The sequence below is a fragment of the Actinomadura sp. NPDC048955 genome (assembly GCF_040649435.1).
GTDB classification, from domain to species: Bacteria; Actinomycetota; Actinomycetes; order Streptosporangiales; family Streptosporangiaceae; genus Spirillospora; species Spirillospora luteofluorescens.
The window spans coordinates 1-13011 of record NZ_JBEZJI010000046.1; the positions used below are offsets into that span (position 1 = coordinate 1).

General features: G+C 70.7%; 12 protein-coding genes. 6 read left to right on the forward strand and 6 right to left on the reverse strand.

Translation table 11 applies throughout. From position 1 onward, the window contains the following. Positions 1-104: 104 nt before the first annotated feature. On the reverse strand, positions 105-515 hold the full coding sequence (locus AB0C84_RS32590) for an organic hydroperoxide resistance protein (RefSeq protein WP_179847495.1): 411 nt from the start codon (positions 513-515) through the stop codon (positions 105-107). Positions 516-593: 78 nt separating this feature from the next. Between AB0C84_RS32590 and AB0C84_RS32595 the strand changes: the two genes are divergently transcribed. Together AB0C84_RS32595 and AB0C84_RS32600 are read left to right on the forward strand one after the other, a co-directional pair. Then, positions 594-1175: a TetR/AcrR family transcriptional regulator gene (locus AB0C84_RS32595; protein ID WP_361074008.1), complete on the forward strand. Its 582-nt coding sequence runs from the start codon at positions 594-596 to the stop codon at positions 1173-1175. Then, positions 1172-1687, forward strand: a complete 516-nt coding sequence (locus tag AB0C84_RS32600; RefSeq protein ID WP_361074010.1) for an HAD domain-containing protein — start codon at positions 1172-1174, stop codon at positions 1685-1687. Before AB0C84_RS32595 ends, AB0C84_RS32600 begins: the two co-directional genes overlap by 4 nt. A gap of 21 nt (positions 1688-1708) precedes the next feature. Here AB0C84_RS32600 and AB0C84_RS32605 read toward each other — a convergent pair whose 3' ends face one another. Further along, on the reverse strand, positions 1709-2611 hold the full coding sequence (locus tag AB0C84_RS32605; protein WP_361074012.1) for an RNA polymerase sigma-70 factor: 903 nt from the start codon (positions 2609-2611) through the stop codon (positions 1709-1711). A 178-nt stretch (positions 2612-2789) separates the two neighbouring features. Between AB0C84_RS32605 and AB0C84_RS32610 the strand changes: the two genes are divergently transcribed. After that, a complete protein-coding gene (locus AB0C84_RS32610) occupies positions 2790-3557 on the forward strand; it encodes an SDR family NAD(P)-dependent oxidoreductase (protein ID WP_361074014.1) in 768 nt (255 codons plus the stop codon). Between the two features lie 5 nt (positions 3558-3562). Here AB0C84_RS32610 and AB0C84_RS32615 read toward each other — a convergent pair whose 3' ends face one another. Both AB0C84_RS32615 and AB0C84_RS32620 read right to left on the reverse strand, forming a co-directional pair. Then, positions 3563-4375, reverse strand: a complete 813-nt coding sequence (locus AB0C84_RS32615; RefSeq protein WP_361074016.1) for a SigB/SigF/SigG family RNA polymerase sigma factor — start codon at positions 4373-4375, stop codon at positions 3563-3565. A gap of 51 nt (positions 4376-4426) precedes the next feature. Continuing rightward, positions 4427-4807, reverse strand: coding sequence for an STAS domain-containing protein (locus AB0C84_RS32620; protein ID WP_361074018.1), 381 nt, complete (start codon positions 4805-4807; stop codon positions 4427-4429). Between the two features lie 239 nt (positions 4808-5046). On the opposite strand from AB0C84_RS32620, the gene AB0C84_RS32625 reads away from it, so the two are divergent. Continuing rightward, positions 5047-5820 carry a GAF and ANTAR domain-containing protein gene (locus tag AB0C84_RS32625; protein WP_361074020.1) on the forward strand — a complete coding sequence of 258 codons (774 nt, stop codon included), beginning with the start codon at positions 5047-5049 and terminating at the stop codon, positions 5818-5820. Between the two features lie 336 nt (positions 5821-6156). Next, positions 6157-7764, forward strand: coding sequence for an ABC-F family ATP-binding cassette domain-containing protein (locus AB0C84_RS32630; RefSeq protein ID WP_361074022.1), 1608 nt, complete (start codon positions 6157-6159; stop codon positions 7762-7764). A 4-nt stretch (positions 7765-7768) separates the two neighbouring features. Here AB0C84_RS32630 and AB0C84_RS32635 read toward each other — a convergent pair whose 3' ends face one another. Beyond that, positions 7769-8569, reverse strand: coding sequence for an SAM-dependent methyltransferase (locus tag AB0C84_RS32635; protein ID WP_361074024.1), 801 nt, complete (start codon positions 8567-8569; stop codon positions 7769-7771). A 658-nt stretch (positions 8570-9227) separates the two neighbouring features. Between AB0C84_RS32635 and AB0C84_RS32640 the strand changes: the two genes are divergently transcribed. Continuing rightward, on the forward strand, positions 9228-11285 hold the full coding sequence (locus AB0C84_RS32640; protein WP_361074026.1) for a serine/threonine-protein kinase: 2058 nt from the start codon (positions 9228-9230) through the stop codon (positions 11283-11285). Positions 11286-11290: 5 nt separating this feature from the next. Here AB0C84_RS32640 and AB0C84_RS32645 read toward each other — a convergent pair whose 3' ends face one another. Continuing rightward, positions 11291-12958 carry an Imm49 family immunity protein gene (locus AB0C84_RS32645; protein WP_361074028.1) on the reverse strand — a complete coding sequence of 556 codons (1668 nt, stop codon included), beginning with the start codon at positions 12956-12958 and terminating at the stop codon, positions 11291-11293. Positions 12959-13011 lie beyond the last annotated feature (53 nt).

The window sequence follows — 13011 nt, forward strand, 5'->3', positions numbered from 1 at the left end:
AGTGGAACGGCTCCGCCCTGCACCGCCACGAGGACGGCATCCGCGCGCTGCTGCGCCTCACCGAGCCGGAACCGGCCGACGGCCTCGTCCGGCCGGACGACCCGTCAGACAGCGGTCAGCTCCACCGGGATGTTGCCGCGGGTGGCGTTGGAGTAGGGGCACACCTGGTGGGTGGTCTCGATGAGCCGCTGCTTGGTCTCCGCGCTGAGGGCGTCGGGAAGCTCCGCCCGCAGCTTGACGTCGAGCTGGAAGCCCCCCGAGCCGTTCGGGCTGAGGCCGACCTCCGCGGTCACCGACATGCCGGACACGTCGATCTTCTGCTTCCGCGCCACGAGCTGCATGGCGCTGGCGAAGCACGAGGCGTAGCCGGCCGCGAACAGCTGCTCGGGATTCGTCCCGTCGCCGTCGCCGCCGAGCTCCTTCTGCAGGGCCATCTTGAGGTCCAGCCGCCCGTCGGTGGTGAACGCGCGCCCGTCGCGCCCGGTGGAGGTGGCGGTGGTCGTGTAGTGCGGCATGGGCCGTCCCTTCGCAAGTAGACAGACAGATCTGTCTGCTCCAGGAGACTAGACCGGTCTGTCTGGTAGCGTCAAGACGTGACCACGAGATCCCCGGCGCCCGGCCGGAGCGCGGCCTGGTCCCGCGTCTTCGACACCGCGACGCGCCTGTTCTACGCCGAGGGCGTGCACGCCGTGGGCATCGACCGGATCATCGCCGAGGCCGGGGTGGCGAAGGCGACCTTCTACCACCACTTCCCGAGCAAGGACGACCTCGTCCGCGCCTACGTCACCGAGCAGAGCCTGCGTCAGCGCGGCATCGCCGACGTGCCCGAGTCGGCGACGCCCCGCGAGGCGCTCCTCACGGCGTTCGAGCGGATGTGCACCTTCGGCTCCGACCCCGGCTACCGCGGCTGCCCGTTCATCAACGCCGCCGCCGAGTACCCCGACCCCGCCCACCCGGTGCGCCGGGCGGTCGACGAGCACCGGCAGTGGTGCCGGGGCCTGTTCCGCGACCTGCTGGCCGCCGACGGCCACCCCGACCCCGACCGCACCGCCCACATTCTCATGCTCCTCAGAGACGGCCTCGCCGTAGGCTTCGACCTCGACGACCCGGCCACGGTCCGCGCCGCGGTCGACGAGGCCATCACCAGGGTCCTGGACGAGCCCGCCCGCCCATGACCGAATCCCCGCGGCGGCGGCCGCTGCTCTTCCTCGACGTCGACGGGCCGCTCATCCCCTTCGGGCCGCGCGAGCACCCGACGTACCGGCCGGCCTCGTCACCGCACGTCGAGGCGAACCCGCTGCTGGCCCGGGTCGATCCCGGGCACGGACCCAGGCTCACGGCGCTGCCGTGCGAACTGGTGTGGGCCACCACCTGGATGGACGACGCGAACGAGTGCGTCGCCCCGCTCCTGGGGCTGCCACGGCTGGCGACGGTGACCTGGCCGGACGACCCTGACGCAGAAGAGCGGGACCAGCGGCGCGGCCTGCACTGGAAGACGCGAACCCTGGTCGCATGGGCGGCGGGGCGTCCCTTCGCCTGGCTCGACGACGAGATCACCGACCGGGACCGCGCCTTCGTCGCCGCGCGGCATCCGGCACCGGCGCTCGCGCATCGGGTCGACCCGGGTGAGGGGATCACCGGCGCCGACTACCGGGTGCTGGGGGAGTGGTTGCGCGCCCTCATCTGAACGCGGGCCCGGAGGCGCCGGTCAGCGGTGAAGGACGATCTCCTCCGTCATGCGGGAGAGCTTCTCGGGGTTGCGGACGGCGTAGAGGCCGGTGACGCGGCCGTCGTCGATGCGGGTCGCGAGAACGGTGTCGATCTCGCCGGCGCGGCCGAGGACCAGCGCGGGATGGCCGTTGACGTGCGTCGGCAGCAGCGAGACCGCGCCGGAGATCCTGGCGAGCACGCCGGCCACCTTGCCGGCCCCCACGACGGGCGCCAGCGCGGCCCGGACGACGCCGCCGCCGTCGGTCAGCAGGACGACGTCCGGCGCGAGGACGTCGAGCAGGTTCTGCAGGTCGCCGGTCTCGACCGCCCGCTGGAAGGCGTGCAGAGCGGCCCGGGTGTCGGACGGGGAGGCGGTGTCGCGGGGCCGGCGAGCGGCGACGTGCTTGCGGGCCCGGTGGGCGATCTGGCGGACCGCGTCGGGGTTCTTGCCGACGGCCTGGGCGATCTCTTGGTAGTCGAGGTCGAACACCTCGCGCAGCACGAACACCGCCCGCTCGGTCGGGGCGAGCGTCTCCAGCACCAGCAGCATCGCCATCGAGAGGCTCTCGGCCAGCTCGACGTCCTCGGCCACGTCGGGCGCGGTCAGCAGCGGCTCCGGTAGCCAGGGCCCGACATAGGACTCCTTGCGCCGGCGCAGCGTGCGCAGCCGGGTGAGCGCCTGCCGGGTGGTGGTCCGCACCAGGTAGGCGCGGGGATCCCGCACCGAGTCGAGGTCGACGCCCGTCCACCGCAGCCAGGTCTCCTGCAGGACGTCCTCGGCGTCGGCGGCCGAGCCGAGCATCTCGTAGGCGACGGTGAACAGCAGGTTGCGGTGGGCGACGAACGCCTCGGTGGCGGCGTCCACGCGGCCGTCGGCCGTGCCCTTCGATCGTCCGTCCATGGCCCTCTCCCGTTGCGTGTTTCGTGCCGTGCACAGGACGCCGGACTCCGCCCGGCTGTGACATCCGGGACCAGTGGCGCACGTCACACACGGACGCTGTCACGGGCGAGGGGGCGCCGTCATCTCGTGTCCAGAGCCGCGTGGAGTGCCGCGCGGGCCGCGAGACGAGGAGCTGGACATGAACGAGGACGCCGGGAGCCGGACGGTCGCGTTGGTCACCGGGGCCAACAAGGGGATCGGACGGGCGGTCGCCGAGGAACTCGCCGGGCGGGGCATGACGGTCCTGATCGGTGCGCGGGACGGGCGGCGCGGAGAGGAGGCCGCCGCGGCGCTGCGCGAGGCGGGCGGCGACGTGCACGCGCTCGTCCTGGACGTCACCGATCCGGCCACCGTCCAGGAGGCGGCGAAGCGGGTCGAGGAGAGCCACGGACGCCTCGACGTCCTGGTCAACAACGCGGGCATCACCGGTTCGGGACAGGTGGCGCCCATGGACGCCGTGGACCAGATCCCCAGTTCCGTCGACCTGGAGATGGTCCGGGCGGTGTTCGCGACCAACGTATTCGGCGTGATCGCGGTGACCAACGCCATGCTGCCGCTGCTGCGGCGGTCGCCGGCGGCGCGCATCGTCAACGTCAGCAGCCACGCCGGGTCCCTGACCCTCACCAGCGACCCGGACGGCCCCTTCGCGGCGCTGCTGCCGTCGGCCGCGTACACGCCGTCCAAGGCTGCGCTGAACGCGTTGACCGTCCAGTACGCCAACGAGCTGCGGAAGGACGGCGTCCTCGTCAACGCCGTCGCCCCCGGCTTCGTCGACACCGACAGCAACGCCCACACCGGGCACCTCGCCCCGGCGCAGGCCGCGGCCGTGGTGGTGCGCCTTGCCACGCTCGGCGAGGCCGGGCCGACCGCCGGCTTCTTCAGTGAGGAGGGCCCGCTGCCCTGGTAGTGCGCTCAGGCGGGCAGCATGCCGTGGCGAAGCTGGAGCAGTGACTTGCTGAGCAGGCGCGAGACGTGCATCTGCGAGATGCCGAACTGCTCGGCGATCTGCGTCTGCGTCTGGTTGCCGAAGAAGCGCAGCAGGACGATGGTGCGCTGCCGCTCGGGCAGTTCGCTGAGCAGGGACCAGAGGGTCTTGCGCTCCACCACGTGGTGCAGGTCCGGGTCTTCGGCGCCGAGGTGGTCGACGATGAGGTCGGTGTCGGTCTCGGCGGCCCTTTCGGCGGGCGCGTCCAGGGACAGGGGGTTGTAGGAGTCCCACGCGATGATGGCCTCGGTGACCTCGTCCAGGCCCAGGCCGAGGATGTCGGCGAGTTCGCGGGGCGTGGGGGAGCGGCCGTTCTCCTGCGAGAACTCCTGGGTGGCGTGCACGAGGCGGGGGCGCAGCTCCTGGATGCGGCGCGAGACGCGGATGCCCCAGGTCCTGTCCCGGAAGTGCCGCCGCACCTCGCCGAGGATGACGGGGTAGGCGTAGGCGTGGAAGCTGTCGCCGCGGTCGGGGTCGAAGCGGTTGATCGCCGTCACCAGGCCGAGGTAGGCGACCTGCCGGATGTCCTCCAGGGGTTCGCCGCGGTGCGCGTAGCGCCGCGCGATCGACTCGACCATGGAGGCGTGCGTCTCGACGAGCGCGGCTCGCAGCCGGTTGCGGCGCCCGGGCGCGGTCCCGGGGCGGTTCATCTCGTCCAGCAGCGCCTCGGCGGGGGGCGGGTCGTCCTCGCGGGGGGCGGCTCGGCCGCCGTCCCTCACCGGTGCCTCGGCATGTGTCACAGGGGCCCCTTCCTGGGCGTGGAGGTGCGGAGGTCGTACGCGGCCCGGGGCTCAGCGCCGGAGCCGCCCGTGGAGATGCGTCAGAGGGCCGTCGGCCCCCGTTTCCTCGACGGGGACGACGCGGCTCACACCCGTGGTGGCGCAGACGCGCGGCACCGTCCCGGACGCCGGGAGCCGCAGGGACAGGGGCGTGGCCACCTCGGAGGCGTGGATGTGGAGGCGCAGGATCGCCTCCATGGTGCCGGGGTCGCAGTACTCGCAGCCGGTCAGGTCGAGGACCATGGCGGGGATGCCGTCGTCCAGCAGCCGCCGCGAGCAGTCGCGCAGGTCGTCGTAGTTCGCGAGGCCGAAGAAGGCCGGCAGGCGCAGGACCGTCTGACGCGGGGCGAACTTCACCGAGATACCGCTGGGGGTCGTGAAGGGTGTGCGCATGGCCACCTCACCGAGAGCGTCGTAGTGAAGCGGGCCGCGCTGTTGGACCCCGAAGAACCCGGAACGGGCCTTCCGGTCACGCTTCCCTCGCGAGTCGACCTCAAACCGTCGGGCGGCGTGCGGCGCCCGCCGATGCGGGATCAGTCGAGGGCGGACCGGACGGCATAGCATGCGAGTGCGGCGGCTCCCGGCCGGGGGCGGTCGCGGCCACCTCCGCCTCGAGACGTTGGAGAACCCGGGTGAACGAGCGGCTCGTCTCCGGTTCGGACCGTTCCCCGGACTCAGCGGGCCACATCGTGGAGCTGACCCGTTCGCTGCTGGACGCGGAGACGGTCGACGGCGTCCTGCGGCGCATCCTCCTGGCCGCCCGCGTGCTGATCCCCGACGCCGACATGGCCAGCATCACGCTGCGGGAGCGGACCGGCGAGCTGGGCACGCCGTTCTACAGCGACCCGGAGGCGGTCGATCTGGATCGGCTCCAGTACCGGCTGGGGGAGGGCCCGTGCGTGACCGCCGCGGACCCCGCCGGCGCCGCGTTCGCGTGCAGCGGCGACCTGTCGGCCGAGCCCGCCTGGCCGCGGTTCGGCCCGGCCGCCGCCGCGTACGGCTACGCGTCCGTCCTGGCCACCGCCCTGCTTCTGCCGACCGAGTCGGACGAGGCCGTGGGCGCGCTCAACGTGTACTCCCGGGCGCCCGGGAGCCTGGACGACGTCGCCCGCGACACCGCGCTGCTGCTCGCCACGCACGCCTCCCTCGCCATGGCCGCCGTCAGGACGGCCGCCGACGGCGCACGCGAGATGGCCGACGCCGAGAACCAGATGGTGAACCTGCGCAAGGCGCTCGACACCCGGACGGTGATCGGCCAGGCCACCGGCATCCTGATGGCGCGGCGCGGTCTCGACGCCGGCAAGGCGTTCGAGCTGCTGTCCCGCACGTCGCAGAACCTCAACGTCAGGCTCGGCAGCCTGGCGGAGGGCATCGTGTCCGCCCCGGAGGCCGCCGACGACCTCTGACTGTGAGGGCGTGGCTGTTAGAATCAGGGCGTGGAATTGATCGAGGTGGACAGAGCCTAGCCACCGAACTGCCGGTGGCTTTCCCGCGTAGCAACTCTCCTACGCGAGTGAACGGTATTTCTCAACGCACGCGTGCACGTCCACCTGTCCTGGGTGTTGACACCGCCGCGTGAATCTCGCCGGCACGTTCACGCTGCACCGGCCCCGTCGAAGCATTCGCGCGCGAGCGACGCCGCCTGCGCGCGACCGAGGGCATCTTCCGGGGCCGCCCTTCCGGCACAGAACTGATTCCTGTCACGCCTGCCGACGGTTGACGGGAGAAAGAGAAATATCGCCATGTCTATCAATTCCGCCATCACGCTCCGCGACCTGACCTTCGAGTGGCCTGACGGCTCCGTCGCGCTCGACGGTGTCAGCGACACGTTCGGCACCGGCCGGACGGGCCTGATCGGCCGCAACGGCGTCGGCAAGTCGACCCTGCTCAAGCTCATCGCGGGTGAACTGCGCCCGACGTCGGGGCAGATCGACACCACGGGCGAGGTCGGGTACCTGCCGCAGTCCCTCACACTGAGGCGGGAAACCACCGTCTCCGAACTGCTCGGCATCCACGGCGTCCTCGCGGCGATGAAGGCCGTCGAGTCCGGCGACGTCGACCAGCGCCACTTCGACGCGATCGGCGACGACTGGGACATCGAGTCCCGCGCCGACGAGGCGCTGCACCAGATCGGCTTCTCCGCGGGCGACCTCGGCCGCCGCGTGGCCGAGGTGTCCGGCGGTGAGGCGATGCTGATCGCGATCACCGGGCTGCGCGTCCGGCGCACCCCGATCACGCTGCTCGACGAACCCACCAACAATCTCGACCGCCCGGCCCGCGCCCGGCTGGCCGAGCTCGCCGACCAGTGGCCCGGAACCCTCGTCGTCGTGAGTCACGACCTCGAACTGCTGGAGCGCATGGACCACACCGCCGAACTCTTCGCAGGGGGGCTCGACACCTTCGGCGGCCCGTACAGCGCGTGGAAGGAGCACCGGGAGAACGAGCAGGCGGCCGCGGTGCAGGCGGCCCGCTCGGCCCAGCAGGCGCTCAAGGTCGAGAAACGCCAGCGCGCCGAGGCCGAGACGAAGCTCGCGCGCCGGGAGCGCACCGCGAGGAAGACGCAGAAGGACGGCGGGATCCCGAAGATCCTCGCCGGCAACCGGGCCGGCAAGGCGCAGGCGTCCGCGGGTTCGATGCGGTCCACGCTCGACCACAAGGTGCAGGCCGCCCAGGCCGCCGTCGACGCGGCGGACGAGCGCGTCCGCGACGAGGAGCACATCCACCTCGTCCTCCCCGATCCGGGCGTTCCCCGCGGGCGGCGCATCGCGGAACTGGTGGACCAGAACCGGACCGTGGTGATCCAGGGCCCGGAACGGGTGGCGCTCATCGGCGCGAACGGCACCGGGAAGTCGACTCTGATCGCGCAGCTCGTCCACGCCGCCGAACCGGTTCCGGGACGTCCGCACGGCAGCCTGAGCACCGAGCTCGTCGGCTACCTTCCGCAGAGCCTCGACGGGATGGACGACGACGCCAGCGCGATGGCCAACGTCCAGGCCGTCGCCCCGGGAACACCGCCCGGCACGATCCGCAACCAGCTCGCCCGGCTGCTGCTGCGCGGTGACAGCGTGGACCGCCCGGTCAGCACGCTCTCAGGCGGAGAACGATTCCGCGTCTCCCTCGCACGCCTCCTCCTCGCGGAGCCGCCCGCTCAGCTGCTGGTCCTGGACGAGCCCACGAACAACCTCGACATCGCAAGCGTCGAGCAGCTCGCCGAAGCGCTCGACGCGTACCGGGGAGCACTCCTCATCGTCAGCCACGATCACGCCTTCCTCGAAAGGATCGGCGTCGACACGATCGTCGAACTCGACGGCGACGGACGGATGCACCAGCGGCGGGACCTCGGCCTCTGAGAGGTCAGGGCTTGCGGCCGACGCCGCCCGTCATGAAGCGGACGTCGATGGTGCTGGCGTCCAGGACGGCCTCGTCGGGGCGCCACAGCGGGAGCGGGACGAGGCCGGGCGACAGGATCTCGAGCCCGTCGAAGAAGGCGGCGAGCTCGGCAGGGGTGCGGACGCGGCCGCTGCCGAGCTGCTCCAGGAGCTGCTTCTCCAGCGCGACGGACTCGGGGGCGTCGCCCAGCCGGGTGAAGTTGGTGATGAAGAAGAAGGAGCCGCTGGGCATCGCGTCCCGCAGCACCTGGACGATCCGGCCGGGCTTCTCGTCGTCGGCGAGGTGGTGCAGGATGCCGACGAGCATCACGCAGACGGGCCGGTCGAAGTCGATCAGCGCGCGGACCTCCGGCCGGCCGAGAAGGTCTTCGGGCTGCCGGATGTCCGCGGTCACCACGGTGGTGTTGGCGTTGTCCGCCAGGATCGCCCGCCCGTGCGCCAGCACGATCGGATCGATGTCGACGTACACCACGTGGGCCTGCGGGTTGACCTCCTGGGCGACCTCGTGGGTGTTGCGGACGGTCGGCAGCCCCGATCCCAGGTCGAGGAACTGGGTGATCCCCTCCTCGGCGGCGAGATGGCGGACGACGCGGTGCAGCATCGCGCGGTTGTGCAGGGCGATGGCCCGCAGCTCCGGCATGATCGAGAGGCTGGCCTCGGCAACGGTCCGGTCCACCTCGTAGTTGTCCTTGCCGCCGAGCATCACGTCGTAGACGCGTGCCGCGGTCGGAACGCCGGTGGGGATCTGCGGGGACGACTCGGCCATGTGCATCCTCAAGGCTCAGGAGAACTTGCCCCGCATCGTAGCTTCACGGAGCCGAGCAAAATGCGAAAAACCCCGTACCAATGGGCTTTCCGCGAAGCGCGGGGGCCGGGCCCCGAGCCGCGGAGGCGGCAACGCCGGCCGGTGCGGAGCCCTCCGGCGCCCCGTCCTTGGAGGATCGGGTCCGTCGGCGCCGGCGCCTGCCGACGGACGGCGGGGGCCGGTCTGGAACTGCTACCGGGCATCGTGATCGCGGCCGCGGGCGTCGGCGGGGCTCGCCGCCCCGGGTTCGCCCCGGCACTTCGTCGATGATCTGGCGTAATTCTTCTCCGCATTGTCTGAACAGAGCCACAAGGTGTTGCCGTATTCTCCTGTGGCTTTCCGCGTTGCGGTTTGGATGCCCGCTTGATGTGGGCAATCGCCAGGGCGCTTAAAAGTCCCTGATCGCGATGTCGCCATTGGTGTGGCGCCTCAGAGCCGGGTGCGGCCCGGGCCGTGTTGGGCGGTCATGCTCTCAGGCCCGTGCCCGGCTCGGATCTTGCCGAACACGATGGGCCACTTAGCGTCCCAGGGCTCTCCCTCATTCCGCCGGGGTGTGGTTTTCTAGGTCAGGTCCCGCCAGGGTGACGGATTCTCGCGGTAGGCGTGGTGGGGGTGCTGGGTGGAGTCAGGGCTGCGCATCGCCGGCCGGTATCGGCTTGAGCGGGCTTTGGGCGGAGGCGGCTTCGGCCAGGTGTGGAGGGCCGCCGATCTCCTGAGGGACCGGCCGGTCGCGGTCAAGTTCCTGCACCGGGACGTCGCGGCGAGCAGCCCCGTGTGGTTGAGCAAGTTCCGCCAGGAAGCGAAGATCGCGGCCAGGCTGACTCATCCGAACATCGCCGCGGTCGACGACTTCGGAGAATATGACGGCCAGTGGTATCTGGTGATGGAATTCCTGCGGGGCAGGGACCTGGCCGAGGAGATCGCCGCGCATCCGCACGGGCTCGCGGTGCGGCGGGCGCTGGTGCTGGCCGCGCAGATCGCGGACGGTCTGGCCGCGGCCCATGAGCACGGCATCGTGCATCGGGACATGAAGCCCGCGAACCTGATGCTCCTGCAAGGGGATCGGGTCAAGATCTGCGATTTCGGCATCGCCCATATCGTCGAGGCTTCGGCATCGCACACGCTCGAAGGGCAGGCGGGAACACCGAGGTTCATGGCCCCCGAGCAGTGGCTCGGGGATCCGGTCGACGGCCGCACGGATCTGTACGCGTTCGGGGGAATCCTGTACGTCATGCTGACCGGGCGCACCGCTTTCCACGGCCCGTCGCTCAGCGCGTTCATGGGACAGCACCTCAATGCGGCCCCCGCACCGCCGAGCACGGCGCGGCCCGAGATTCCCGAAGCGCTCGACCGTCTCGTCCTGGAACTGCTGGCCAAGGACCCCGATCGGCGTCCCGCACAGGCCGCGGACGTCCTCGCACGTCTCCGCGACATCGGCGACCTTCCCAAGCTCCCCGCACGGCCGCCCGTTCCGCGACTCGACGAGCCGGTCGTCGAACGCCGCTCACCTCGGGAGCGCGAGACGCTCCGGGCGCCGTTCGCGCCGCTGATTCCTCGACGGACTCTGAAATTCGGGAGCATCGTCGTGGTGACGGTATTACTCCTCTTCGTCCTCGGTCGCTTCGAACATATGGGGCGCAAGAAGTTCGACGCCTTCACCCTGAGCGGGCACCGGGACGACGTCGTGGCGGTGGCGTTCAGCCCGGACGGTTCGAAACTGGCCACCGGCAGCCGTGACCACACCGCGAAGCTTTGGGAAACCAGAACCGGTAAGCTCCTCACCACACTCGGTGGATATGGCGAAGACATCAGATTGGTGGCGTTCAGTTCGGACGCTTCCAAGCTGATCACCGCGAGTGCGAGCGGCACCACGAGGATCTGGGACGTCGAAAGCCATGAAGTCGTCACGAAATTCGGTGACGATCGGGGATTGATCGAGGCGGCGGCGTTGAGCCCGGACGGTTCCAGGATCGTGATCATGCGGCGCCACGAGGCACTGGTGTGGAACGTCGCATCGGGAAAAGTCGTCACGACTCTTCGCGGAGTTGATGCCTCATACCGGTCGGTGGCGTTCAGTCCGAACGGATCCGCCTTCGCCGCCGACGCCTATACTGCCGACCCCACCGTAGCCGTATGGAATGCCGAGACCGGTGACCGCATCGCCGAGATCGGCGGTTACCCGGGCGGCGTCTACGCGGTGACGTTCAGTCCGGACGGCACCAGAGTGGCCACCGGAGGCTCGGGGGAGGCCGCGAAGGTCTGGGACGCGGCGACCGGTGATCGCGTCGCCTCGCTTGTCGGGCATCGCAGCGGTGTCGCTTCGGTCGCGTACAGCCCCGACGGTTCCAGGATCGTCACAGGCGGCTTGGACGAGACGGCGAGAATCTGGGATGCGAGAACCGGCTCCCTCGTCACCACCCTCAAAGGGTTCGGGGCCAGTGTCTGGGAAGTGGTGTTCAGCCCGGACGGTTCCACACTCGCCACCGCCAGCGGCAACACCGCGAAAATCTGGGACCCGAAAAACGGCGATCTCATCTCCACCTCTGACGGAAAGAGGGATCGGATTCCCTTCTTTGGAGATTCGCCCGACGTCACCGAGTTGACGTACAGCCCGGACGGCTCGATGTTGGCCGCCGCCAGCGACGACATCGTGATGCTGCTGAAGAAGCGACGGTAAAGGCTTCAGATCTCGTGTTCAGCCATGCTCACGATCGCGGTGGGGAGGTAGTCGGAGACCACGGGGATCTCCCAGCCGAGTTCACGGTGCGCGTGGCAGGTCAGCGCGAGGATGTCGATGGGGACCTGCTTGCCGACGCTGTCCTGCTCGTCGCCGGCGGTGTAGTGCTCGCGGAACTCCTCCAGGGCGTCGACCAGTGCCGCCACGAACCCGTCCGGGTCTCCGGCCACGAGTTGTGACAGCAGGACGGTGAACGGCCAAAGGATGCCCGGCTGGGCGGCCGCGGCGTTCCGGACGGCGGCCAGCGCCCGGTCCGTGGCAGGACGGGCGGGCTCGCCCCTCAGGTAGGCGCGGAGCGCGACATGGAAGGCGTGGTGGGCGGGCGCGCACCATTCCGATGCCAGGGCGTCGGGGTCGATGCCCAGCAGGAGGCCGCGCCGTTCCTTGGACCCAATGATCAACGCGAGCGCGATCGCGTGGTGCCATTCGTAGTTCGACAGGTCTTCGGGCTCGATGGAGGAGGTGGTCATGGGCGCGGTACGGCCGCCGATGGTGATCTCCACCGTTTCGCCGGGCGCCGTCGCCGTCCGGAACGCCGCGGCGTAGAACTCCGACGCCAGCTCCAGCGCCTCCCGAGAACGCGGGTCGCGCCCTTGCGGATCGGATTCGGCGCGGAACTGGAACCGGACGACCTGTTTCCAGCCGTCCCAGGCCAGGGAGTGGGGGATCCTCTTCCTCGACGCCGGCGGGCTCCATGCGTTCTCGACCATTTCCGGCGTCTTGGCGTCGTGGTAGGCGAGCGCCTCGGAATGGTCATCGAACGGTGGGCGCTCCACCGTCGCCGGGAGCGGGAACGGCTTGCGGTCCGCCCCGTACGGGCCGACGCGCGGCCGTTGCGCGGTCTCGGCGCCGTGGCTCCGGCCACCGCGGGTGATGCTCGGAGGCAGGTAGTCGGACTCGATCCGCTGCTCCCAGCCATTGTCCCTGACGGCGATGGCGGTGAGCGCGAGCGGTGCCGGCGGCAGCAGCAGGGTGCGGGGGCGCGGGTCCTCGCCCCGCGGTCGGGCGAGCATGGCCGCGATCGCCGTCCAGAAGGCGTCCTGGTCGCCCGTGGCCAGGGCGTGCAGGGCCCGCTCCGCGTCGGTGCCGGGCGTCCCGATGAGGTCGCCGGCTCGCTCGCCGTCGCCGAAGACCATGTCGCTCAGGGCCCGGCTGAAGGGGGAAAAGGCGTGCCCGGCCGTGCGTTCGAACGTCATCCAGCACCTTCGCGGGTCGCCCACCAGGACGCACAGGTACAGCGCCTCCTGCCAGTCCCTCTCGAACACGCCGCGCGGAGACACGTCGTCCTCCGGCGCCGGTTCGTAGGAGACGCCGGTGCGGGTGTACGGGATCATGACGGTCACCGGCGGGCCCGCCGGGTCGGCCAGTTCCAGGGCGCCCAGATGCGCTTCGGCGGCCGAACGGAGCGCCGTCCAGGCGTCCCGGTCGATCCGCGGGTCCTCCACCGACCGGGCTCCGGCGTAGTCCAGCAGGTCGTTGGCGATCATCTGCCAGCCGAACCCGTCGCGTCCCGCCTCCTGCTGGAGGCGGACGCTGCGGCCGATACGCCCGGCGAAGTCCTCGGTCGCCTCGCGCAGCCGTTTCGCGCCGATTTGATGCCGCTCGATCCTCATGCCCGATACCCCACCTCCGTCCGAAGCGAGCCTAAAGCGCCAATAGGTGACGA

What these genes read in the sequence shown, in the direction of transcription:
- AB0C84_RS32590 (WP_179847495.1), bottom strand. Translation starts at nt 515, where the DNA reads ATGCCGCACTACACGACCACCGCCACCTCCACCGGGCGCGACGGGCGC.
- AB0C84_RS32600 (WP_361074010.1), top strand. Translation starts at nt 1,172, where the DNA reads ATGACCGAATCCCCGCGGCGGCGGCCGCTGCTCTTCCTCGACGTCGAC.
- AB0C84_RS32605 (WP_361074012.1), bottom strand. Translation starts at nt 2,611, where the DNA reads ATGGACGGACGATCGAAGGGCACGGCCGACGGCCGCGTGGACGCCGCC.
- AB0C84_RS32610 (WP_361074014.1), top strand. Translation starts at nt 2,790, where the DNA reads ATGAACGAGGACGCCGGGAGCCGGACGGTCGCGTTGGTCACCGGGGCC.
- AB0C84_RS32620 (WP_361074018.1), bottom strand. Translation starts at nt 4,807, where the DNA reads ATGCGCACACCCTTCACGACCCCCAGCGGTATCTCGGTGAAGTTCGCC.
- AB0C84_RS32630 (WP_361074022.1), top strand. Translation starts at nt 6,157, where the DNA reads ATGTCTATCAATTCCGCCATCACGCTCCGCGACCTGACCTTCGAGTGG.
- AB0C84_RS32635 (WP_361074024.1), bottom strand. Translation starts at nt 8,569, where the DNA reads ATGGCCGAGTCGTCCCCGCAGATCCCCACCGGCGTTCCGACCGCGGCA.
- AB0C84_RS32645 (WP_361074028.1), bottom strand. Translation starts at nt 12,958, where the DNA reads ATGAGGATCGAGCGGCATCAAATCGGCGCGAAACGGCTGCGCGAGGCG.